Source organism: Pseudonocardia sp. C8, assembly GCF_014267175.1.
GTDB lineage: Bacteria > Actinomycetota > Actinomycetes > Mycobacteriales > Pseudonocardiaceae > Pseudonocardia.
Genome location: NZ_JACMTR010000002.1, coordinates 3,398,629 through 3,420,555, shown reverse-complemented (window position 1 = coordinate 3,420,555; position 21,927 = coordinate 3,398,629). Strand labels below are relative to the sequence as shown.

The following is a 21,927-nucleotide window of genomic DNA, read 5'->3' as shown; positions in this document are numbered from 1 at the left end:
ATGGTGCCCTGTCCGGGGCGGCAAGGTGTTGATCGATCCGGGTACGGGGTCCGAGACGCACGAAGTTGCCGTGTCCGGGGCGACATCGTGCTGATCGGTCCGGGCGTGGGGTGCGAGTCGCACGAAGTTGCCGTGTCGGGGGCGGGAGCGTGCTGATCGATCCGGGCCTGGCGTTCGAGGTGCACGGTGGTGCCCTGCCCGGGGCGACACCGTGCTGATCGATCCCGGCGGGGCACGCGATCTGCACGACGTCGCCCCTGCCGCAGCGGGATGGTGCGGATCGACCCGTGGACCGAGGCGTCGGAGCGGGCGGGGAGTGGACCCGACCGCGGCGGGGGCACCCGTGACGGGGCGTGCGGGCGGAAGCGCCGCCGACCGCACGCCGACGGGAACCGGCTCCCGCACCCCTATTAGCATCGACGTCGACTCCGGCACCGGAGTCCCGCATCCACCGTGACCGCCCTGGAGGCCACACCGTGTCCGCACCGCCCGCCCCGCCCGCGTCCGCCCCGATCCGGGTGCCGGCCGGGACGACCGCCGGCGAGCGGATCCGGGAAGGCGGCCTGCCGACCAGCGGCCCGGAGTCGATCGTCGTCGTCAAGGACGCCGACGGAACCCTCCGCGACCTGGCCTGGGCCCCGGAGGCCGACGCCGAGGTCGTCCCGGTCCCGGCGAACACCGAGGAGGGGCGCAGCGTCATCCGGCACTCCGCCGCCCACGTCCTCGCCCAGGCCGTCCAGCAGCTGTTCCCGAAGGCCAAGCTGGGCATCGGCCCGCCCGTCACCGACGGCTTCTACTACGACTTCGAGGTCGACACCCCGTTCACCCCCGACGATCTGAAGAAGATCGAGTCGGCGATGAAGAAGATCGTGAAGTCGGGGCAGCGGTTCCGCCGCCGCCGGTTCGCCGACGCCGACGAGGCGCGGACCGAGCTGGCCGGCGAGCCCTACAAGCTGGAGCTCATCGACCTCAAGGGCGGCAGCGACTCCGAGGTCATGGAGGTCGACGAGTCCGGCGAGCTGACCATCTACGACAACGTCCACGCGCACACCGGTGACGTCGTCTGGTCCGACCTGTGCCGCGGCCCGCACCTGCCGACCACGAAGTTCATCCCGGCGTTCACCCTGACCCGGTCCGCGGCGGCGTACTGGCGGGGCGACCAGAACAACGCCCAGCTGCAGCGGATCTACGGCACCGCCTGGGAGTCGCAGGAGGCCCAGGACGCGTACCTGGAGCGGATCGCCGAGGCCGAGCGCCGCGACCACCGCCGGCTGGGGTCCGAGCTGGACCTGTTCAGCTTCCCGGACGAGATCGGTTCCGGCCTGCCCGTCTTCCACCCCAAGGGCGGTGTCGTCCGCAAGGAGCTGGAGGACTACTCGCGGATCCGGCACGCCGAGGCCGGCTACGAGTTCGTCTACTCGCCGCACGCCACCAAGGGGCAGCTGTTCGAGCTGTCCGGGCACCTCGACTGGTACGCCGAGGGCATGTACCCGCCCATGCAGCTCGACGAGGAGCGCGACGCCGAGGGCAACCTGAAGAAGCAGGCCGTCGACTACTACCTCAAGCCGATGAACTGCCCGATGCACAACCTGATCTTCCGGTCGCGCGGGCGGTCGTACCGGGAGCTGCCGCTGCGGCTGTTCGAGTTCGGCACCGTCTACCGGTACGAGAAGTCGGGTGTCGTGCACGGGCTCACCCGGGCCCGCGGCTTCACCCAGGACGACGCGCACATCTACTGCACCCGCGAGCAGATGGGCGAGGAGATCCGCTCGCTGCTGCAGTTCGTGCTGGACCTGCTGCGCGACTACGGCCTCGACGACTTCTACCTCGAGCTCTCCACCCGCAACCCGGACAAGTCGATCGGGTCCGACGAGGCGTGGGCCGAGGCCACCGAGGCCCTGCGGCAGGCCGCGGAGGGCTTCGGTCTCGAGCTGCGCGACGACCCGGGCGGGGCCGCGTTCTACGCGCCGAAGATCTCGGTGCAGGCCAGGGACGCCATCGGCCGCTACTGGCAGATGTCGACCATCCAGGTCGACCTGATGCTGCCGGACCGCTTCGAGCTGGAGTACACCGCGCCGGACGGCTCCCGGCAGCGCCCGGTCATGATCCACCGCGCGCTGTTCGGGTCGATCGAGCGGTTCTTCGGCGTGCTCACCGAGCACTACGCGGGTGCCTTCCCGGCGTGGCTCGCGCCCGTCCAGGTGGTGGGCATCCCGGTGACCGACGCCCAGGAGGACTACGTCCGCGACGTCGCGTCCCGGCTGCGTGCGCAGGGTGTGCGGGTCGAGGTCGACGCCGGCGACGACCGCATGCAGAAGAAGATCCGCACCCACACCCTGCAGAAGGTGCCGTTCCTGCTGCTCGCCGGCGGCCGGGACGTCGAGGCGGGCGCGGTCAGCTTCCGGTTCCGGGACGGTTCGCAGCGCAACGGCGTGCCCGTCGACCAGGCCGTGCAGGCGATCGTGGAGTGGGTGCGGTCGCGGACCAACACCTCGCCGGAGGCCGAGTCGTTCCTCCCGGGCTGAGGCCTAGGATCGGCTCATGGCGCAGGAGTGGGTCCCGCAGGAGGGGGTCGGGACGCCAGACGGGTTCGCCAGGCTCTGGACCCCGCACCGGCTGGCCTACATCAAGGGCGCCTCGGACACCGGCTGCCCGTTCTGCCGGATCGGGCGCGGTGACGCCGGCGACGACTCGTCGGACCCGGACGTGGACAACCTCGTCGTGGCCCGCGGTGTCGAGGTGTACGCGCTGCTCAACCTGCACCCGTACAACCCGGGCCATCTGATGGTGCTGCCCTACCGGCACGTGGCCGACCTCGAGGACCTCACCGACTCCGAGACGGCCGAGCTGATGGCGTTCACCCGGCAGGCCGTGGTGACGATGAAGAAGGTGGCGGCCCCGCACGCGTTCAACGTGGGCCTGAACCTGGGCCACGTCGCGGGCGGGTCGCTGGCCGATCACCTGCACCAGCACGTCGTGCCGCGGTGGGGCGGGGACGCCAACTTCATCGCGGTCGTCGGCCAGACGAAGGTGATCCCGCAGCTCCTCGCCGAGACCCGGGCGCAGCTGGCGGCGGCGTGGGAGCCGCCGCGACGGGCGGAACCACCGCCGGACTAGATACGCTGGGTTATCCGCCCGTTTTCGAGGGAGTACGTCGCCCACGATGCTCAACCTGTTCGCCCGCGGGCACGTCAACCGGCTCACCGATCCGGTGGGGCGCGGCCTGGTCGCCCGGGGGATCAGCCCGGACACGGTGACGGTCCTCGGCACCGTGGGCGCGGTGGCGTGCTCGGTGGTCTTCCTGCCGGCCGGATGGCTGGTCCTGGGGTCGGTACTGGTCACGCTGTTCGTGCTCACCGACCTCGTCGACGGGGCGATGGCCCGGGCCCGCGGCCACGGCACGCCGTTCGGCGCCGTGCTCGACTCCACCTGTGACCGGATGGCCGACGGCGCCCTGTTCGGCGCCCTCGCCTGGTGGGCGCTGACCGCGGGCGGCGAGCCCGTCGCCGGCGCGGCCGCCCTGGTGGCGCTGGTCGGCGGGCAGATCGTGTCCTACGTGAAGGCCCGTGCCGAGTCGGTCGGGCTCACCGCGGAGGGTGGCCTGGTGGAGCGGGCGGAACGGCTGATCCTCGGCCTGTTCGGCGCGTTCCTGTCCGGGCTGGGTGTGCCGTACGCGCTGACCGTCGCGCTGGTCGTGCTGGCGATCGGGACGGTGGTGACCCTCGGCCAGCGGATCCTGGCGGTGCGCCGCAGCTCCCGCGAGGTGCCCCGTGCCTGACGCCGCCCTCGAGCGGATCCGGGAGGCGCTGGCCGCGACCGGCTACGCCGCCGGCTGGGCGCTGGCCGGGAAGGTCCCGGCGGGCGTCGTCGCGCGGGTGTTCGACGCCGGAGCCGACCTCGCCGTCCGGCAGGACGGGCCCGGGGTGCGCCGGTTGCGCGCGAACCTGTCCCTGGTGTGCCCGGACGCGACCCCCGCCGAGCTGGACGACCTGGTGCGGCGCGGGATGCGCAGCTACGCGCGCTACTGGCGGGAGGCGTTCGCGCTGCCCTGCATGGACCCGGACGCCGTGCACGCCGCGATGCACCCGCACGTGCACGGCATCGAGGGCTCGCTGGACGCGCTGCGCGCCGGGCGCGGCGTGCTGTACGCGCTGCCGCACTCGGGGAACTGGGACGTCGCCGGCGTCTACATGGTCCGCGAGCTCGCCCGGCTGGGGCTCGAACCGGCCATCACCACGGTGGTGCAGCGCCTGCGCCCGGAGTCGCTGTTCCGGCGCTTCGTGGACTACCGGCGCTCGCTCGGGTTCGAGGTCGTGCCGGCCGACGAGCCGCGCACCGCGCACCGGGCGCTGACCGCGCGGCTGCGGCGGGGCGGCGTGGCCTGCCTGGTCGCCGACCGGGTCCTGTCCGGCCCCGGGGTCGGCGTCTCGTTCCTGGGCGCACCGGCCCGGCTCCCGGCCGGCCCGGCCCGGCTGGCGCGGACCACCGGTGCCGCGCTGCACCCGGCGTACGCGGTCTTCGCCGGCGACGCCTGGGGCGTGCACGTCGGCCCGGAGATCCCGGTCCCCGACCGGGCCGCCGAACCCAAGGCGGTGCAGGCGATGGCCGACGCGTTCGGCGAGCTCGTCGCGCGCCGGCCGGAGGACTGGCACCTGCTGCATCCGGTCGGTGCCGGATGAGGATCGGGATGGTCTGCCCGTACGCCCTGGACGTGGCGGGGGGAGTGCAGAACCACGTCCTCGACCTCGCCGACGCGCTGCGGGCCCGGGACCACCGGGTCGACGTCCTGGCCCCGGCCGTGCAGGACACGCCCGCGTTCGTGACCCCGGTGGGGCGGGCGGTCGGCGTGCCCTACAACGGCTCCGTGGCGCGGGTCGCGTTCGGCCCGCTCACCTACCACCGCACCCGCCGCTGGCTCGCCGAGCACGAGTTCGACGTCCTGCACCTGCACGAGCCGACGACGTTCTCGGTGTCGGTGCTGGCACTGCTGGCCGCGCACGGCCCGATCGTGGTCACCTTCCACACCTCCACCGAGCGGTCCCGGACGCTGACCGCGTTCGGCGGGGTGCTGCGCCCGCTGATGGAGAAGGTCACGGCGCGGATCGCGGTGTCCGCCACCGCGCGCCGGGTCCAGGTCGAACACCTCGGCGGTGACGCCACCGAGATCCCGAACGGTGTCGACGTCGCCCGGTTCGCCCGTGGCCCGGCCCTGGACGACCTCGTCCCCGGCCTGCCGCCCGGGCCCCGGGTGGGGTTCCTCGGCCGGTTCGACGAGCCGCGCAAGGGGATGCCGGTGCTGCTGTCGGCCCTGCGGTCGCTGGCCGGGGACCGGCCCGACCTGCGGCTGCTCGTCGTCGGCCGGGGGGACGCCGCCGCGCTGCGCCGCTCCGCGGGCCCCGAGCTCGCCGACCGGATCGACCTGCTCGGTGCCGTCGACGAGCCGACGAAGGCCGCCGCGCTGCGGGCGATGGACGTCTACTGCGCCCCGCACCGCGGCGGCGAGAGCTTCGGGATGGTGCTCACCGAGGCGATGGCCGCCGGCGCGCCGGTGCTGGCCAGCGACATCGAGTCGTTCCGCGCGGTCCTGGCCGGCGCCGGCCGGCTCGTTCCGCCGGGGGACGCCTCCGCGCTCGCGTCCGCGCTGGCCGGCCTGCTCGACGACCACGCGGCCCGGGCGACGCTGGCGGCCGCCGGCCGGGCGCGGGCGGCCCGCTTCGACTGGGCCACCGTCGCCGACGACGTCCTGCGCGTGTACCGGGCCGCGGTCGCGGCTGCGCCGCCCGTGAGTGGTTATGCGGGTCAGGGCCCTGAAAAGTACTCACGAGCGCGGAGCACGCCATGAGCGCCCCGGCGCTCGTCGCGTGCGCAGCGCTGATCGTCGTGGCCGCCCTCACGGTGTGGTGCACGACACGTGTGCGCCGGCTGCACCGGCTGCACGTCCGGGTGGACGCGGCCCGGGCCGGCCTGGGGATGGCGCTGGACCGGCGGGTGGCGGTCGCGCTGCGGGTCGCGGACGTGCTGGGTCCGCCGGGGAACCGGCGTGTCCGGGCCGCGGCGACGGCGCTCGCGGCGGGACCGGCCCTGGCGCCCGACGGCCGGGACCCGGCCGGCTCTCGCGAGGCACGCGAGACCGCGGAGAACGTCCTGACCAGGCAACTCGCCGCCGTCGACCCGGCCGGGCTGCCCGGGGGCCTGGCGGCGGAGCTGGCGGACGCCCAGCAGCTCGTCGTCCTGGCCCGGCGGGTGCACAACGACGCCGTGCGCGACACCCGGGTACTCCGGTCCCGGCGCCTGGTCCGGTGGCTCCGGCTGCACGGTTCCGCCCCGGAGCCGGTGTACTTCGAGATCGCCGATCCGGAACCCCCGGTAGCACCGGGCGACGCTGACGTAGAATCGTGGCGTCATCCGACCGCCATGTGAGGAGCTCCGATCACCCGTGTCCGCAGCTGATAACACCCCGGACAACGCCGGTCCGCAGCACGGCACCGCGCGGGTCAAGCGCGGCATGGCCGAGATGCTCAAGGGCGGCGTGATCATGGACGTGGTCACTCCCGAGCAGGCGAAGATCGCCGAGGACGCCGGCGCCGTCGCCGTGATGGCCCTGGAGCGGGTCCCGGCCGACATCCGCGCGAACGGTGGCGTGGCCCGCATGTCGGACCCGGACATGATCGCCGGGATCGTCGAGGCGGTCTCCATCCCGGTCATGGCGAAGGCCCGGATCGGGCACTTCGTCGAGGCGCAGGTCATCCAGTCGCTGGGCGTGGACTACATCGACGAGTCCGAGGTGCTGACCCCGGCCGACGAGGCGCACCACATCGACAAGTGGGCGTTCACCGTGCCGTTCGTGTGCGGGGCGACCAACCTGGGCGAGGCGCTGCGCCGGATCTCCGAGGGCGCGGCGATGATCCGCTCCAAGGGTGAGGCCGGCACCGGCAACGTCGTCGAGGCCACCCGGCACATGCGCTCGATCCGTGCCGAGATCGGCCGGCTGGCGTCGCTGGACGCCGCCGAGCTCTACGTCGCGGCCAAGGAGCTGCGGGCGCCGGTCGAGCTGGTCGCGGAGGTCGCGCGGACCGGGAAGCTGCCGGTGGTGCTGTTCACCGCGGGCGGGATCGCGACCCCGGCCGACGCGGCGATGATGATGCAGCTCGGCGCCGAGGGCGTGTTCGTCGGTTCCGGGATCTTCAAGTCCGGCGATCCGGCGCACCGGGCGTCGGCGATCGTGAAGGCCACGACCTTCCACGACGACCCGGACATGATCGCCAAGGTCTCGCGCGGGCTGGGCGAGGCCATGGTCGGGATCAACATCCCGGACCTGCCGGAGGACCAGCGCTACGCGGCGCGCGGCTGGTAGGTCCACCTCCTCGCTCTTCCGCACCCGAGAGCCCTCGCACCGGCGACGCCGGGCGGGGGCTCTCGTGCTGTCTGCGGGTGGCCCGCCGGCGGGGTGCACCGCTCCGGGCCGGTGATCACCCGTTGTGGAGTGCAGCGCTCGCGTCGCGAACGCTGCACTCCGCAAGCGTCGATCATGGCCGCGGACGCCGGCCGGGCCAGGCGACCGGGTCACCGGCGACGGGCTCGGTGAGCGTGGGGGTGCCGTCGCCGCCGCCGACACGAACGGGTGACGTGATCGGTCACCCTGTCGCGGGTTGTGTCCGTTTCGTGCGCTTTCGTTGGTCACTCGCGGGCGGGGTTGCCTACCCGATTCGGTGACTCTGGGGCGCGCGGTGACTGTGTGGCGTTTACGTTCGCATGCGAACAACGAGACCAATGAGGCGGAGGAGCCTGATGGGACGCTCTGTGCGAGTGGTGGTGATCGCCGCCGCAATGCTGATCAGCTTCCCGGCGGCGGCGTTCGCCGATACCGGGCCGGCGGATCGGTCGAGCCCGACGGCGGCCGACTGCCGGCCCCCCGGCTCCGGTCCGGTCGGGCCACCGGGATCGGACGCGCCCGCCGACGGGGGTGACGGAGGCGTCGGGTCGGGGAAGCCCGGCGCCTCCGGACGCGACCACGCTGCGGGCGCCGGAACCGGGGCCGGAGCGCCCGGTGAGGGCGACGGCCGGGCGACCGGGGGGCAGCGCAGCGCCGAGCCGGGTGCGGGCGGGCCGGACACCGGCACCGCTGCGGCTGGGTCGGCGCCGGCGTCGGAGCCGGCCGTGTCCGAGCCGGTGGGGGCCGACTCGGCCGCCTCCGACGCCGCCGTGTCGGAGCCTGCCACCTCCGCGCCTGCCACCTCCGCGCCTGTCACCTCCGCGCCTGCCACCTCCGCGTCTGCCACCTCCGCGTCTGCCACCTCCGCGCCTGCCACCTCGGAGCCCGCTGCCTCGGAGCCGGCTGCCTCGGAGCCGACTGCGTCGGAACCCGCTCCCTCCGAGCCCACCTCCACCGAGCCCACGTCCACCGAGCCTGCCGCCGCCGAACCTGCCGCCGCCGAACCTGCCGCCACGGACCCGACCTCGTCCGAACCCTCCGCCACCTGCGACCCCGGCAGCACGTCGCCCGCTCCGTCCGCCCCGGCGGCACCGCCGGCCCCGCAGGCCCGGCCGGCCACACCACCGTCCACCCAGGGCCCGGGCGGGCAGGACGACGCGCCGAAACCGGCGTACCCGGGCGCGGAGACCAGCGCCGCTGCCCTCCACGGCTGGGGCGAGCCGAACAAGGTCGACGACTTCGACGACCCCGGGCTCCCCGGCTGGAACATCTACGACGGCCCCGGCCACGCCGGTAAGGGCATCCGCTCCCCGGAGGCGGTGTCGGTGAAGGACGGCGTCCTCACCATCAACGGCGACTCCGAGGGCAAGACCGCCGGCATGGCCTGGACCGGCGCCAGCCAGAAGTACGGCCGCTGGGAGGGCCGGGTCCGGGCACCGGCCTCGGACCCGACGTACAACGCGCTGCTGCTGCTCTGGCCGACCGCGGAGAACTTCCCGATCGGCGGCGAGATCGACTTCATGGAGATGACCGACCACACGCGCCAGACGACCGAACTCTTCCTCCACTACGGACACGACAACAGCCAGGTCCAGGGCGAGGTCGCGATCGACGCGACCCAGTGGCACAACTGGGCGGTCGAGTGGAGCCCTGAGGGGGTCGTGGCCTATGTGGACGGCAAGGAGTGGTGGCGCACGAAGGACACGTCGATCCTGCCGCCGGGGCCCATGCACCTGTGCATCCAGCTCGACTGGTTCCCGGAGGGCGACGGGAAGGTCAAGCCGTCCACGATGGAGGTCGACTGGGTCCGCCAGTACCCGCTGCCCGAGTCCGAGAAGGGCGGTGGCGGCCGGGGCGAGGGTCTCGTCGGCGGCCTGCTGAACCGCCTCACCGAGGGTGCGCCGGACGACGTGCCCGGCTCCGGCGTCCGCGGCCCGAGCGGGACGTGATCAGCGGTACTCCATGACCAGGACGGCGGAGGCGCCCGCGGTCAGGGCCCGGTAGCCGTGCGGCCGGTCGGCGGGGAACGTGACGTAGTCACCGAGGTCGAGGTCGACCTCCTCGCCGGCCGGGCCGGCGTTCCACCGTCCACTCCCGACGATCATGTGCTCGATCGTGCCGGGGGAGTGCGCGGCGGACGCCCGCGGCTCGCCCGGCTCGGACGTGATCACGTGCAGGTCCCGCCGGGCTCCCGGCGGGCACGCCGACAGCAGCGCCGAGGTGAACGGCGAGGTCTCCGACCGGATCGCGGGCCGCTCGCCCGCGCGGACCACCCGGACCGGCGCCGAGGCCGGCTCGACCAGCACGGAGAACGGCACCCCGGCGACGACGGCGATCGCCCACAGCGTCTCGACGCTCGGGTTGCCCGTGCCGGCCTCCAGCTGGGACAGGGTCGACTTCGCGATCCCGGCCCTCCGGGCGAGCTCGGCCGAGGAGATGCCCAGGCGTTCGCGCTCGCGCCGGATGGCGGCGGCGATCGAGGCGAGCGGCGGTGGTGTTCGCTCCATCGGTCCTCTCGTTCGACTTGACGAACGTGCGGTGACGGGTTCACTGTAACGGCCATGCGTTCGGTGCAGCGAACACAACGCGCGGAGACCCGGGCAGATCTCCGTGACGCGGTGACCATCTCGGTCGCGGTCGGGCTCGTCGGTGTGTCCTTCGGCGCCCTCGCGCCCGCGGCCGGGCTGTCCCCGGCCATGACGATGGCGATGTCCGTACTGGTCTTCGCCGGCGGAGCGCAGCTGCTCGTCACCGGCGTGCTGGCGGCCGGCGGCGGGATCTGGGCGGCGGTCGCCGCCGGGCTGGTGCTCAACCTGCGGCACCTGCCGTTCGGCCTCGCGCTCGCCCGCCACCTCGGCGGCGGATGGGCGCGGTTCCCGGGGGCGCACGTCGTCACCGACGAGTCGACGGCGTTCGTCCTGGCCCGCACCGGTGGGACCGACGGCCGCGCACGGCGCGCGTTCTGGCTCCTCGGGGCCGTCAAGTACGGCTGCTGGCAGCTCGGCACCGCCGGTGGGCTGCTGCTGGGCGCCGCCGTACCCGACCCGTCGGCGTTCGGCCTCGACGCGGCGTTCCCCGCCGCACTGCTCGCGATGCTCGTCCCGATGCTGCGCCGTGCCGACGCGCGGCGGGTCGCCGGTACCGCGGCGGCGGTCTCGCTCGCCTGCGCGCCGTTCCTGCCGGCCGGGATCCCGGTGCTCGCGGGGATGCTGGGGCTCGGTGCGGCACCGCGGCCGGACGGGACGGCGGGCGGCACGTCGTGACGATCACCGCGCTGGCCGTCCTCGCCGGCGGCACGTACCTCATGCGGCTGGCCCCGCTCCTGCTCCACGACCGGGTGCGGTTCTCGGACCGGACGGTCCGGCTCGTCGAGCTCGGCGCGGTCGCGCTGCTGGTCGCCCTGGTCGCGACCGGGACCTGGTTCGAGGGCCGGGAGTTCGCCGGCTGGGCCCGTTCCGCCGGGGTGGCGGTCGCCGCGGCCGGGATCTGGTGGCGGCTGCCGTTCGTGCTGGTGGTGGTCCTCGCCGCCGGGACGACGGCCGTCCTGCGGCTCGTGGGCGTGCCCTGACCCGGCGGCGCGTGGCGACCGGTCGGAGCGGACGGCGGGCCGGGCCCCGGTGATCGTCCGCAGGTCGGTCAGGGCCCGCCCTGCGCGGGGCCGCGTTCGGGCCCGGCCGAGCCCACCGGCGAGCCCGCGGGTCCGCCGGACGGGCTCCGGCACCGACCGGCGAACCCCACCGCGCGCCGGACGGCGGCTGCCGCGAGGATCACCACCATGCACGTCCTCGTCGTCGGCGCCACCGGTTACATCGGTTCGCGGCTCGTCCCGCACCTGCTCGGCGCGGGCCACGACGTCCGCGTCCTGGCCCGTGCCCCGCACCGGGTGCCCGCGCACGCCTGGGCCGACCGGGTCGAGGTCGTCGCCGGGGATGCCCGGAGCCCCGCGGACGTGACCGTGGCGTGCGACGGCGTCGACGCCGTCGTCCACCTGGTGCACGCCATGGACGGGCCCTGCTACGCCGACCGGGACCGGGCCGCCGCGCACGCGCTGGCCGACGGCGCCGCCGCGTCCGGTGTCCGCCGGATCGTCTACCTGGGCGGGCTGCAACCCGGTGACGACGGCCGGCCGGTCTCACCGCACCTGCGGTCCCGCCGCGAGGTCGGCGACGTCCTGCTCGCGGGTCCGGTGCCGGCGGTCGTGCTGCGGGCCGGGATCGTCGTCGGGACCGGCTCGGCGAGCTTCGAGATGGTCCGCCACCTCAGCGACGTCGCGATGGGCGGACCGCCGATGCTGCTGCTGCCGGACCGCGCGTGGAACCGGATCCAGCCGATCGCCGTCGACGACGTGCTGCACGCCCTCGCCGGCAGCCTCGGCCTGCCTGCCGAGGTGAGCCGCGGGTTCGACATCGGCGGACCGGACGTCCTCACCTACCGCGCCATGATGAGCGAGTACGCCGCCGAGGTCGGTCTGGTCCGCCCGTTCCCGGTGCCGGTGCCGGTGTCCGCGCCCCGGCTGACCGCCCGCGCCGTCGCCGCGCTCACCCCGGTCGACCGGGAGCTGGTGGGGCCACTCGTCGAGTCGATGCGCCACGACCTGGTCGCCGACCCCGCCGACACGACGGCACTGGACGCGCTGATCGGCCCACCACCCGGTGGGCACACGCCGTACCGGACGGCCGTCCGCCGCGCCCTGGACGGTGTCGGCGCGGCCGGGCCCGGCCCGTCGGACGTGCCCGGCAGCGGCCCGCTGGCCTGGGAGACGACCGACGCGCACGACGTCGACGCCCCGGCCCACGCGGTCTGGTCGGTGATCGGGACGCTCGGCGGCGAGCACGGCTGGTACACCGTCCCCGGGGTGTCGACGCTGGCCGGGTTCCTCGACGTCCTGGCCGGTGGGCCGGGGCGGCTGCCGCGGCGGCACCCGGCAGGCCGGCCCCGGCTGGTCGCGGGGGAGCCGCTGGACGGGTGGGTGGTCGAGGCGGTCGAGCCCGGCTCCCGGCTGCTGCTGCGTGCTACCGCCCCGCTGCCGGGGGTCGCGCACCTGGACATCCGGGTGCGGCCGACCGGACGGCTGAGCAGCGCCTACACCCAGACGCTCCGGTTCCGCCCGCGCGGGCTCGCCGGGCGGTTGGCGTGGCTCGCGGCCCTCCCCGCCCAGCGGTTCGTGTGCGCGGTGATGGCGCGGACCCTGACCGGTGTCGCCGAGACCCGCTACCGGGAGGCCGTCCGCTCCCCGTGACCGCCCGCCCTCCGTGACCGCCCGCGCCGCGTCTCACCCGCCTCACCGGCCTCACGCGCCCCACTCGCGCCCCGCCCCGGGTGCCACTCATGGAGCTTAAGTCCCGTGCGGCGGGACCAAAGGGCCATGAGTGGCACGGGGGGTGCGGGCGCACGAGTGGCAGGGTCAGGAGGCCTCCCCGCGAGCCTGGGCGACCTGCTCGGCGCGGTCCTCCTCCGCCATCCTCGTGAGCTCCGCGCCGGCCTCGGGGTCGCGGGTCAGGTTCACGCCGGACTCCGGGTCGAACACGTGGATCTTCCGTGCGTCGAGCCAGAACTCGGCGTCGCGACCCTCCCGGATCCGGCTCGTCGAGTCGATGGACACGATCGCCTGGGTTCGGAGCTGGTCGGAGTCGAGCTCGCGGGAGAGCTCCTTGAGCTTGGCGTCGACCTCCGGCGGCGCCTCGTAGGGGATGTAGGCGAACTGGGAGTCGCCGAGCCACTCGGTGACGTCGACCCGCGCGGTGAACGTCGAGCCGAGCGGCTTCTTCGCCTCGTCGACCAGCGAGGCGTCCTCGAAGTACTCCGGCCGGATGCCGACCAGCACCAGCTCCCGGCCCTTGACCTTCTCGGCCCGCTGCTCGTCGATCTCGATCGTCCCGAACGGGGTCTCCAGGGTGGTCCCGGAGAGGGTCGCCGGGAGGAAGTTCATCGGCGGCGACCCGATGAACCCGGCCACGAACAGGTTGACCGGCTGCTCGTAGAGCTCGCGGGGCGAGGCGACCTGCTGGATGACGCCCTTGCGGAGCACGCAGACGCGGTCGCCGAGGGTCATCGCCTCGGTCTGGTCGTGGGTGACGTAGACCGTGGTGATGCCGAGCCTGCGCTGCAGGCGGGCGATCTCGGTGCGCATCTGCCCGCGTAGCTTCGCGTCGAGGTTCGACAGCGGCTCGTCGAACAGGAACGCGTCGGCGTCCCGGACGATCGCGCGGCCCATCGCGACGCGCTGCCGCTGGCCGCCGGAGAGGTTGGCGGGCTTGCGCTCGAGGTGCTCGCCGAGCTCGAGGACGTTCGCCGCCTCGGTGACCTTGCGCTTCACCTCCGCCTCGGGCGCCTTGGCCAGCCGGAGCGGGAACGCGATGTTCTCGTACACCGACAGGTGCGGGTAGAGGGCGTAGTTCTGGAACACCATCGACAGGTTGCGGTCGCGGGGTGCCTTGTCGTTGACCCGCTTGCCGCCGATGACCATGTCGCCGGAGGTGATGTCCTCCAGCCCCACGATCATCCGCAGCAGGGTCGACTTCCCGCAGCCGGACGGACCGACGAGGATCATGAACTCGCCGTCGGCGATGTCCACGCTGACGTCGTTCACGGCCGGGTAGCCGTCCCCGTACTGCTTGACGATGTTGCGCATCTCGATCGACGCCATGGCCGGTCGGTTCCTTTCGTGGGTACGAGGTGTGGGGTCAGCCCTTGACGGCGCCGTTGGTCAGGCCCGCCACGATCCGCCGCTGGAAGATCAGGACGAGGACGACGACCGGGATGGTCACGATCACCGCCGCCGCCGCGATCGGGCCGTTGGGCGACTCGAACTGCGAGGCGCCGGAGAACAGCCCGAGCGCCGCGGGGACCGGGCGGGACGCGCTGGTCGAGGTGAGCGAGATGCCGTAGGCGAAGTCGTTCCAGGCGATGAAGAACGCGATGATCGCCGTCGTGAACACGCCCGGCGCGGCCAGCGGGACGATCACCTTCCGGAACGCCTGCCAGGTCGTCGCGCCGTCCACCTGGGCGGCCTGCTCCATCTCCCACGGGATCTCACGGAAGAACGCCGACATCGTCCAGATCGACAGCGGCAGGGTCAGCGACAGGTAGGGGATGATCAGGCCCGGCCAGGTGTCGTAGAGCCCGATCTGGCGCCACAGGTTGAACAGCGGCGTCACGATCGAGATGACCGGGAAGATCGCCACCGCCAGCGCCGTGGAGAGGATCAGCCGCTTGCCCCGGAAGTCCAGCCGCGCGATCGCGTAGGCGGCGAACATCGACAGCACGCAGGCGATGAACGTCGCGATCAGCACGATGCCGAAGGAGTTGCGCAGCGCCGGCAGGAAGAGCTCGGCGGCGTCACCGACGAGGATCGTCTGGTAGTTCTCCCAGGACAGGGCGGTGGGCAGGAACTGCCCGTTGGCGATGTCGTCGGACGACTTGAGCGACAGCGACACGATCCAGCCCACGGGGAACAGGGCGTAGATCACGATCGCGATGCCGGCGACGATCCACAGAACTTTCTCGCGGGTGGACATCCCTACTCCCCTCGGGCCTGGGACAGGTCGACCTTGAAGCCCTTGATGAACCCGACGCTGATGATGACGACCGACAGGAACAGCAGCACCGACACCGCGGAGCCCAGGCCGATCTCGACCCGGGAGATCGTCTGCCGGAAGGCCAGGAAGGACACCGTCTCGGTGCTGTTGGCGCCGTTGGTCATGACGAACACCGTGTCGAACACCCGGAACGCGTCCAGCGTCCGGAACAGCAGGGCCACCATGATCGCGGCCTTCATGTTCGGGATGGTGACCTTCCACATCCGCTGCCACCAGGTCGCGCCGTCCACCCGGGCCGCCTCCTGCAGCACGTCCGGGACCTGGGCCAGCCCGGCGAGCAGCAGCAGCGAGATGAACGGCGTGGTCTTCCAGATCTCGGCCAGGCAGATCACGAACAGCGAGTCCCAGGTGCCGCCGAACCAGTCGGTGTCCGCGGCCACGCCCGGCACCCAGTCGAACCACGAGTTGACGAACCCGGAGTCCAGCGAGAAGGCGTACTGCCAGGCGAACGCGGACACGACCGTGATGACGGCGTAGGGGATGAGGATCGCGGCCCGCAGGACCGGCCGGATCGCCTTCAGCGCGTTCATCATCACCAGGGCGAGGGCGAAGCCGAGCACCAGCTCGACGGCCACCGTCACGATCGTGATGAACGCCGTGACGCCGAACGAGATCCACCAGATCTGGTCGGTGAGGATCACGGCGTAGTTGTTCAGCCCGACGAACGAGATGTTCTCCGGGTCGGTCAGGCGGTAGTCGAACAGCGAGTAGTAGACCGCCTGGGCGATCGGGTACGCCGTGACCAGCAGCATGATCACGAACGCCGGGCCGGCCAGCATCCAGCCCAGGCGCTGCTCGGAGCGGGACCGGTCGCTCGCCGCAGCGCCGGCGGGCGCCGTCGTGTCCGGCTTCACCTCCGTCGTGGTCACAGCAGCTCCTCCTTCGCCAGGACCGCGCGGATCAGGTCGGCGGTCGCGGGGCCGACGGTGGCCGGGTCGATGCCGGCCGTGGGGTGGTAGGTGCGCTGGATCGACTCGGAGACCTCGGCGTAGTACGCGGTCTGCGGTCGCGGCTTGGCCTGCTGCAGCGACTGCGCGATGACCGGTGCCATCGGGAACTCCTTCACGACCTCCGGGTCGGTGAACACCGACGTGCGCGCCGCCGGGTTGCCGTTGGACAGGAAGTAGTACTTCTGGTTCTCGGTCGACACGATGCACTCGGCCGCCTTGTAGGCCAGGTCGACGTTCGGGCTGAACGCTCCGACGCCCAGGTTGATCCCGCCGTACGGCGGTGCCGAGGGCCGGCCGGCCGTGGTCTGCGGGTACAGCGCCCAGCCGAAGTCGTCCGCGGTCGCCTTCTCGACGGTGCCCTCCTCGATCGCGCTGTTGACCTTGCCCCACACGAACGGCCAGTTCAGCTGGAACATCGCGCTGCCGTCCTGGAAGGCCTCGGAGTTCTCGTCCTCCGACGCCGTGGAGAAGCCCGGCCCGCCGACCGCGGACACGGTCTTCATGATCTCGGCGGCGCGCGTCGCGGCCGGAGAGTCGAGCCCGAGCCGGACGCCCTCGGGGTCGTCCGGCGAGGGGTTGGTGACGATCTGCCCGCCACCGGACTCGACCAGCGCGTTCAGCCAGACGGTCAGCGACTCGGCGCGGATCCCCTGCGCGGCGATCGTCGAGTTCTTCCGCTGCGCCGCGGCGACGACCTGGTCCCAGGTCACCGGCTTCGACAGGTCCAGGCCCGTGCCCTGCACCTGTGACTTGCGGTACCACAGCAGCTGGGTGTTGGCCCAGAACGGCACCGTGACCAGCCTGCCGTTCCAGCTCGCGCCCTCCCGGGCGGAGTTCACGATGCCCTGCGTGGTGCGCTGCGCGACGCCCTCGGGCACCGGGGCCAGGAAGCCGGCCTCCGCGAACTCCGGGATGTAGGGCGGGTCGATGCTCATGATGTCGATCGAGCTGTCGTTGGCCGCGAGCCGCCGGATCAGCTGCTGGCGCTGCTCGGACGACTGGCGCGGCAGTTGCGACACCTCGATGCGGTACTCGCCGTTCGACGCCGCGCTGCAGCGCTGCGCGATCTCGGCCTGCCCGCCGTCGTCCGGGTTGATGTACCAGTTCAGGACCGGCGGGCCCGCGGGTGCGCCCCCGCAACCGGCCAGGCCGACGAGGGCGGCGGCGGCCACCGCGGCCGCCAGCGCCCGTCTCCACCGTGCGCGACGAATGGTCAACTCCGAACTCCCCCGTGCTCGATCGGCCGGTACCACCGGGCCGGCGACGGTGTGCCCCCACGTTTGGAAGCGCTTGCACCCGCTGACTGTGCGTCCTCGACACGATCGTGTCAAGGGTCACAGGAATCCGCAGGCCGGTCGTTGAGCATTGCTGATCAGATCGCTCCGGTCCAGCTCGCCCGGATAACATCTGGGCTTGCAATCGCTTCCGATTTTCGGCATACATGTGCCGTGTCCGGACCGGTCAACCTGGCCGACGTCGCCCGGCGGGCAGGGGTCTCGCCGGCCACCGCGTCGCGCGCGCTCAGCGACCACCCGCACGTGGCCGCGGCCACCAGGGCGCGGGTGTGGGAGGCGGCGCGCGCGCTGGAGTACGTGGTGTCCCCGGACGCGTCCGGGCTCGCCCGCGGGCGGACCGGGCGGATCGCCGTCGTCGTCCCGCACCTGGCACGGTGGTGGTTCGGCGCCGCACTGGAGGGGCTGGCCGGGGTGCTGCGGGACGCCGGGAAGGACGTGCTGCTGTACCGGCTCGGCGACGCGGCGGCCCGGCAGGCGTTCTTCTCCGAGCTGCCGGCCCGGCGCCGGGCGGACGCGGTCGTGCTGCTGGGCTTCGGCGTGGACGGCCGGGAACGCGAGCGGCTCGACCGGATCGGGATGGGGATCGTGTCGGCCGGTACCCGGATCGGCAGCCACCCCTCGGTGTCGATCGACGAGTACGCGGCCGGGCGGCAGGCCGTGGACCACCTGCTGCACCTGGGGCACCGGAGGATCGGCATGATCGTGACGACCGACCCGGACCTGGATCCGGCCCAGCCCGAGGGCCGGGCCGCGGCGTACCACCGCGCGCTCGCCGACGCCGGGGTGCCGGCCGACCCGGCTCTGTCGGTGACGGTGCCGTGGGGCCCCGAGGGCGGGGCGCACGCGATGGGCAGCCTGCTCGGGCTGTCCGACCCGCCGACCGCCGTCTACGCCCACTCCGACGAGGTCGCCCTCGGCGCCGTCGGGACGCTGCGCCGGGCCGGCCTGCGCGTCCCCGAGGACATCTCGGTGATCGGGATCGACGACCACCCCTTGGCCGCGCTCACCGACCTGTCCACCGTGGCGCAGCCCGTGGCCGAGCAGGGGGCGACGGCCGGACGGATGGCACTGGCCGAGCTCGCCGGGGAGCCGGTGGAGCGGACCGTGACCGTGCCCACCCGGCTGGTCATCCGCGGGTCGACGGCGCCGCCCCGCGGCACCCCGCGGCGGTGAGCTGACATGGCCACGTCGCGGCCGCCCGAGGTCGTCCTGCGCAGCCCCGGTCCGGAACTGATCGCGCTGCCGTGGGACCTGCCGCTGGCCGAATGGGACGAGACCGAGGTCCCGCTGCGCGACGTCGAGGTCGGCCCGAGCCGGCACCTCGTCAGGTTCGTCGAGGCCGACGGCGCGCTGTGGGCGCTGAAGGACCTCCCGGAGCGGATCGCCCGCCGCGAGTACGACGTGCTGCGCCGGCTCGAGGACGGGTGCCTGCCGGCGGTGCGCGCGGCAGGACTGGTGAACCAGCCCGGCCACGACACCGCGATCCTGGTGACCCGCTTCCTCGACGGGTCCTGGCAGTACCGGCGGCTGTTCATGCGGCTGCCGCCGAACCGGCCCCGCCACCGGGCCCGGCTGTTCGACGCGATGGTCTCGCTGCTGGTCGACCTGCACCGGCACGGTGTGTTCTGGGGCGACTGCTCGCTGAACAACACGCTGTTCGCCCGGGACGGCCAGATCCTGCAGGCCTACCTGGTGGACGCCGAGACCAGCGAGATCCACCCGGGCGGGCTCTCCGACGGCCAGCGCGAGCACGACCTGTCGATCCTGGTCGAGAACGTCGCCGCCGGGATGATCGACCTCGCGACGGCGCTGGAACGCCCGCCGGAGATCGTCCCGCAGCTCATCGACGAGGCCACCGCGCTGCCCGAGCGGTACCGGCAGCTGTGGGACGCCCTGCACGCCGCACCGGAGTTCCCCTTCGACGACCGCTACCGGGTGGAAGCCGCGATCCGCGAGCTCAACGACCTCGGGTTCGCCGTCGACGAGGTCGCGCTGCAGCCGGTCGGCGACGGCCGCTCCCGGCTGCAGATCGCCGTCGGCGACCGGAACTACCACTCCGCGCAGCTCCGCAGGCTCACCGGCGTCGAGGTGGGGGAGGGGCAGGCCCGGATCCTGCTCGGTGACCTGAACGCGCACCGCGAGTGGATGCGCCGGCGGACCGGGCAGGACGTGTCCGAGCGGGCGGCCGCGCGCAGCTGGGTCGACCACTGCCTGGAGCCGGGGATGCGCGCGGCGCACCGGGCGCTCGGCGGGGTCGGGTCGGAGGTGCAGGCGTACTGCGACCTGCTCGAGGTGCGCTGGCTGCTGTCGGAGCGGGCCGGGGCCGACGCCGGCAACGAGGCCGCGCTCGCGGCGCTCGGCGGCCGGGCGCCGACCGACTCGGCGGCCAAGATGGCCGTCGCCGACGCCGAGACCGACCAGCTGCCCCGGATCAGCGACGGCTGAGCCCGGGCCACGGGGGTCAGGTCGGGCGGACCGCGTAACGCGCGAACGCCCGGGTCGCCACGGCCGTGCCCGCGGTCAGCCCGCGCAGGTCCACGGCGTGCCGGAGCAGCTCGGTGCGCGGCACCTCGGCGCGGACGAGGGTGTGCCCGGTCCCGTCCGGGTCGGTGCCCAGCACCTTGCCCCGGCGCCCGGACACGTCGCCGAGCACGGCGCCGAGATGCTCGTCGAGGATCCGGATGCGGACCTCGTCGACCGGTTCGAGCAGCTTCAGCCCGCACGTCTCCGCGGCCGCCCGCAGCGCCAGCGCCCCCGCGGTCTGGAACGCGGCGTCGGAGGAGTCGACGCTGTGCGCCTTCCCGTCGACCAGCGTCGCGGCGAAGTCGACGACCGGGTACGCCTCCCCGCCGTCGGTGACCGGCAGCCCGCGCTCGGCCTGGGCCAGGATTCCCTTCTGCACGCTCGGCACGTACTGGGTCGGGACCGCGCCACCGACCACGGCGGAGGTGAACTCGATGCCGGCCCCGCCCGGTCGCGGCGCGAACTCGACGTGGCACACCGCGAACTGGCCGTGCCCGCCGGACTGCTTGACGTGGCGGCCGGTGACCCGGCCGGAGCCGGCCAGGGTGACCCGGAACGCGACCCGGACGTCCTCGACGTCGACCTGCGCCCCGGCGTCGCGGAGCCGGCCGAGCGCGACGTCGGCGTGCGCCTCCCCGGCGCACCAGAGCACCGTCTGGCGGGTGTCGGGGTCGCGTTCGAGCCGCAGCCCCGGATCGGTCGCGATGAGCCGGGCCAGGCCGCGGGCGACGGCGTCCTCGTCGGCGGGGGTGTGCGCGACGACCGCGACGGGCAGCAGCGGTTCCGGCCGCGGCCACGGCACCAGGTGCACCGGGTCGGTCGGATCGGACAGCGTGTCGCCGACCGCGGCCTCCAGCCGGGTCACGGCGCAGAGGTCGCCGGCGACGCAGCCCTCGGTCTCCCGCAGCGTCCCGCCGAGCGGCGAGTACACGTGCCCGATCCGCTCGTCGAGCTCGTGCGGCTCCTCCGGGCTGCTGCGCGGCGCCGGGAGCGGGCCGCCGACGTGCACCGTCGTCTCCGGGCGCAGCGTGCCGCTGAACACCCGGACCAGGCAGATCCGGCCGACGTAGGGGTCGGCCCCGGTGTGCACCACCTCGGCCACCAGCGGGCCGTCCGGGTCGGCCTGCAGCGGTGGACGCCCCGGTTCGGTGCTCGCCGGCAGCGGGCGCTCCGGCGGGGCCGGGAACGCGCGGGTGACGATCTCCAGGAGGGCGTCGAGGCCGGTGCCGCCGGCCGCGTCGACCGGGACGAGCGGGTGCAGCCCGCCGCGCGCGACCGCCGTCTCGAGGTCGTCGATCAGCGTCGCGACGCCGACGTCGTCCCCGGCGACGTAGCGCTCCATCAGCTCCTCGTCCTCGGACTGCTCGATGATCCCCTCGATGAGCACCGAGCGGGCCTGCGCGGCGTCCGCCGGCGCCGCGCCCTCCGGGGTCTGGGTGAGCAGGCCGTACAGCCCGGTCGGCGTGCCGTCGTCGGCGCGCAGCGGGAGGTAGCAGGGCACGACGGCCTCGCCGAACGACTCCCGGCAGGCCTGCATGGTCGCCTGCACGTCGGCCGGGTCGGCGTCGCAGCGGCCGACGACCACCGCGCGCGGGATCCCGGCCTCGGCGCACTCCTCCCACAGCGCGACCGTGCCGGGTTCGAGGGTGCCGTCGCGGCCCTGACCGGCCGGTACCACGAACAGCGCCGCGTCGGCCGCGCGCAGGCCGGCCCGCAGCCCGCCGAGGTAGTCGCCGTAGCCGGGGGTGTCGACGAGGTTGACGGTGATCCCGTTCCACTCCAGTGGCGCGACCGCGATCCCGACCGAGCGCTGCTGGCGGGTGGCGGCCGGGTCGTGGTCGCAGACCGTGCTGCCCTCGGTGACCGATCCGGCCCGGGGGATCGTGCCCGTGTGGGCGAGGAGGGCCTCGGCGAGCGTCGTCTTCCCGCTCCCGGAGGGCCCCACCAGTGCGACGTTGCGGACCAGCTGCGGATCCGTGACGGCGGCGTACCCGGCCGCCCTGGCCCGCGTGCGATCAGCCTTGACGGCCATTGGCGACCACCTCCCGACGACGTGTCCTGGATCACACACCCCTGGCTCCCGGGTGCGCAACCCCGGTCGTCCCGCCGCGGCACCGCGGCCGGCGGTA

19 protein-coding genes are annotated in these 21,927 nt (G+C 73.7%); 13 read left to right on the top strand and 6 right to left on the bottom strand.

The genetic code is table 11. The features are described 5' to 3' along the window. Window positions 1-476: 476 nt before the first annotated feature. From thrS to H7X46_RS16340, 8 genes are all read left to right on the top strand, one after another. On the top strand, window positions 477-2,525 hold the full coding sequence (thrS, locus tag H7X46_RS16375; protein WP_186360226.1) for a threonine--tRNA ligase: 2,049 nt from the start codon (window positions 477-479) through the stop codon (window positions 2,523-2,525). A 16-nt stretch (window positions 2,526-2,541) separates the two neighbouring features. Further along, the gene (locus tag H7X46_RS16370; RefSeq protein WP_186360225.1) at window positions 2,542-3,117 is read left to right on the top strand and encodes an HIT domain-containing protein; all 576 of its coding nucleotides are present in this window, start codon (window positions 2,542-2,544) and stop codon (window positions 3,115-3,117) included. A gap of 46 nt (window positions 3,118-3,163) precedes the next feature. Continuing rightward, entirely contained in the window at window positions 3,164-3,778 is a 615-nt protein-coding gene (pgsA, locus tag H7X46_RS16365) for a phosphatidylinositol phosphate synthase (RefSeq protein WP_186360224.1), read from the top strand. Continuing rightward, entirely contained in the window at window positions 3,771-4,679 is a 909-nt protein-coding gene (locus H7X46_RS16360; protein WP_370588803.1) for a phosphatidylinositol mannoside acyltransferase, read from the top strand. Before pgsA ends, H7X46_RS16360 begins: the two co-directional genes overlap by 8 nt. Next, on the top strand, window positions 4,676-5,842 hold the full coding sequence (locus H7X46_RS16355; protein WP_186360223.1) for a glycosyltransferase family 4 protein: 1,167 nt from the start codon (window positions 4,676-4,678) through the stop codon (window positions 5,840-5,842). The genes H7X46_RS16360 and H7X46_RS16355 overlap by 4 nt, the downstream gene beginning before the upstream one ends. Next, the gene (locus H7X46_RS16350; RefSeq protein WP_186360222.1) at window positions 5,839-6,420 is read left to right on the top strand and encodes an NUDIX hydrolase; all 582 of its coding nucleotides are present in this window, start codon (window positions 5,839-5,841) and stop codon (window positions 6,418-6,420) included. Before H7X46_RS16355 ends, H7X46_RS16350 begins: the two co-directional genes overlap by 4 nt. A gap of 16 nt (window positions 6,421-6,436) precedes the next feature. Beyond that, window positions 6,437-7,354 carry a pyridoxal 5'-phosphate synthase lyase subunit PdxS gene (gene pdxS / locus H7X46_RS16345; RefSeq protein ID WP_186360221.1) on the top strand — a complete coding sequence of 306 codons (918 nt, stop codon included), beginning with the start codon at window positions 6,437-6,439 and terminating at the stop codon, window positions 7,352-7,354. An 803-nt stretch (window positions 7,355-8,157) separates the two neighbouring features. Further along, window positions 8,158-9,381 (top strand): glycoside hydrolase family 16 protein, encoded by a 1,224-nt coding sequence (locus H7X46_RS16340; protein ID WP_186360220.1) that lies wholly within the window; start codon window positions 8,158-8,160, stop codon window positions 9,379-9,381. Here the strand turns inward: H7X46_RS16340 and H7X46_RS16335 are convergent, their stop codons facing one another. Beyond that, entirely contained in the window at window positions 9,382-9,939 is a 558-nt protein-coding gene (locus H7X46_RS16335; RefSeq protein WP_186360219.1) for a helix-turn-helix domain-containing protein, read from the bottom strand. A 111-nt stretch (window positions 9,940-10,050) separates the two neighbouring features. Between H7X46_RS16335 and H7X46_RS16330 the strand changes: the two genes are divergently transcribed. The 3 genes from H7X46_RS16330 (at window position 10,051) to H7X46_RS16320 (ending at window position 12,671) form a co-directional block, all read left to right on the top strand. After that, window positions 10,051-10,695 (top strand): AzlC family ABC transporter permease, encoded by a 645-nt coding sequence (locus tag H7X46_RS16330; protein WP_370588802.1) that lies wholly within the window; start codon window positions 10,051-10,053, stop codon window positions 10,693-10,695. After that, window positions 10,692-11,000, top strand: a complete 309-nt coding sequence (locus H7X46_RS16325) for an AzlD domain-containing protein (protein ID WP_186360217.1) — start codon at window positions 10,692-10,694, stop codon at window positions 10,998-11,000. The genes H7X46_RS16330 and H7X46_RS16325 overlap by 4 nt, the downstream gene beginning before the upstream one ends. 207 nt (window positions 11,001-11,207) lie before the next feature. Beyond that, entirely contained in the window at window positions 11,208-12,671 is a 1,464-nt protein-coding gene (locus H7X46_RS16320; protein WP_186360216.1) for a DUF2867 domain-containing protein, read from the top strand. Between the two features lie 165 nt (window positions 12,672-12,836). On the opposite strand, the gene H7X46_RS16315 is transcribed toward H7X46_RS16320, so the two are convergent. Genes H7X46_RS16315 through H7X46_RS16300 form a run of 4 tightly spaced genes read right to left on the bottom strand, consistent with a single transcriptional unit; the run spans window position 12,837 to window position 17,197 of the window. Then, window positions 12,837-14,078, bottom strand: a complete 1,242-nt coding sequence (locus H7X46_RS16315; RefSeq protein WP_186360215.1) for an ABC transporter ATP-binding protein — start codon at window positions 14,076-14,078, stop codon at window positions 12,837-12,839. 37 nt (window positions 14,079-14,115) lie between these two features. Next, the gene (locus H7X46_RS16310) at window positions 14,116-14,949 is read right to left on the bottom strand and encodes a carbohydrate ABC transporter permease (protein ID WP_186360214.1); all 834 of its coding nucleotides are present in this window, start codon (window positions 14,947-14,949) and stop codon (window positions 14,116-14,118) included. A 2-nt stretch (window positions 14,950-14,951) separates the two neighbouring features. Further along, window positions 14,952-15,899 carry a carbohydrate ABC transporter permease gene (locus tag H7X46_RS16305; RefSeq protein WP_186360213.1) on the bottom strand — a complete coding sequence of 316 codons (948 nt, stop codon included), beginning with the start codon at window positions 15,897-15,899 and terminating at the stop codon, window positions 14,952-14,954. After that, window positions 15,896-17,197, bottom strand: coding sequence for an extracellular solute-binding protein (locus H7X46_RS16300; protein ID WP_255426148.1), 1,302 nt, complete (start codon window positions 17,195-17,197; stop codon window positions 15,896-15,898). Before H7X46_RS16300 ends, H7X46_RS16305 begins: the two co-directional genes overlap by 4 nt. A 231-nt stretch (window positions 17,198-17,428) precedes the next feature. On the opposite strand from H7X46_RS16300, the gene H7X46_RS16295 reads away from it, so the two are divergent. Both H7X46_RS16295 and H7X46_RS16290 read left to right on the top strand, forming a co-directional pair. Next, the gene (locus tag H7X46_RS16295; protein WP_186360212.1) at window positions 17,429-18,448 is read left to right on the top strand and encodes a LacI family DNA-binding transcriptional regulator; all 1,020 of its coding nucleotides are present in this window, start codon (window positions 17,429-17,431) and stop codon (window positions 18,446-18,448) included. A gap of 6 nt (window positions 18,449-18,454) precedes the next feature. Then, the gene (locus H7X46_RS16290) at window positions 18,455-19,720 is read left to right on the top strand and encodes a DUF4032 domain-containing protein (protein ID WP_186360211.1); all 1,266 of its coding nucleotides are present in this window, start codon (window positions 18,455-18,457) and stop codon (window positions 19,718-19,720) included. A gap of 16 nt (window positions 19,721-19,736) precedes the next feature. On the opposite strand, the gene H7X46_RS16285 is transcribed toward H7X46_RS16290, so the two are convergent. Continuing rightward, on the bottom strand, window positions 19,737-21,830 hold the full coding sequence (locus H7X46_RS16285; RefSeq protein WP_186360210.1) for an elongation factor G-like protein EF-G2: 2,094 nt from the start codon (window positions 21,828-21,830) through the stop codon (window positions 19,737-19,739). Window positions 21,831-21,927 lie beyond the last annotated feature (97 nt).

What these genes read in the sequence shown, in the direction of transcription:
- H7X46_RS16370 (WP_186360225.1), top strand. Translation starts at nt 2,542, where the DNA reads ATGGCGCAGGAGTGGGTCCCGCAGGAGGGGGTCGGGACGCCAGACGGG.
- pgsA (WP_186360224.1), top strand. Translation starts at nt 3,164, where the DNA reads ATGCTCAACCTGTTCGCCCGCGGGCACGTCAACCGGCTCACCGATCCG.
- H7X46_RS16355 (WP_186360223.1), top strand. Translation starts at nt 4,676, where the DNA reads ATGAGGATCGGGATGGTCTGCCCGTACGCCCTGGACGTGGCGGGGGGA.
- H7X46_RS16350 (WP_186360222.1), top strand. Translation starts at nt 5,839, where the DNA reads ATGAGCGCCCCGGCGCTCGTCGCGTGCGCAGCGCTGATCGTCGTGGCC.
- H7X46_RS16335 (WP_186360219.1), bottom strand. Translation starts at nt 9,939, where the DNA reads ATGGAGCGAACACCACCGCCGCTCGCCTCGATCGCCGCCGCCATCCGG.
- H7X46_RS16320 (WP_186360216.1), top strand. Translation starts at nt 11,208, where the DNA reads ATGCACGTCCTCGTCGTCGGCGCCACCGGTTACATCGGTTCGCGGCTC.
- H7X46_RS16315 (WP_186360215.1), bottom strand. Translation starts at nt 14,078, where the DNA reads ATGGCGTCGATCGAGATGCGCAACATCGTCAAGCAGTACGGGGACGGC.
- H7X46_RS16310 (WP_186360214.1), bottom strand. Translation starts at nt 14,949, where the DNA reads ATGTCCACCCGCGAGAAAGTTCTGTGGATCGTCGCCGGCATCGCGATC.
- H7X46_RS16290 (WP_186360211.1), top strand. Translation starts at nt 18,455, where the DNA reads ATGGCCACGTCGCGGCCGCCCGAGGTCGTCCTGCGCAGCCCCGGTCCG.
- H7X46_RS16285 (WP_186360210.1), bottom strand. Translation starts at nt 21,830, where the DNA reads ATGGCCGTCAAGGCTGATCGCACGCGGGCCAGGGCGGCCGGGTACGCC.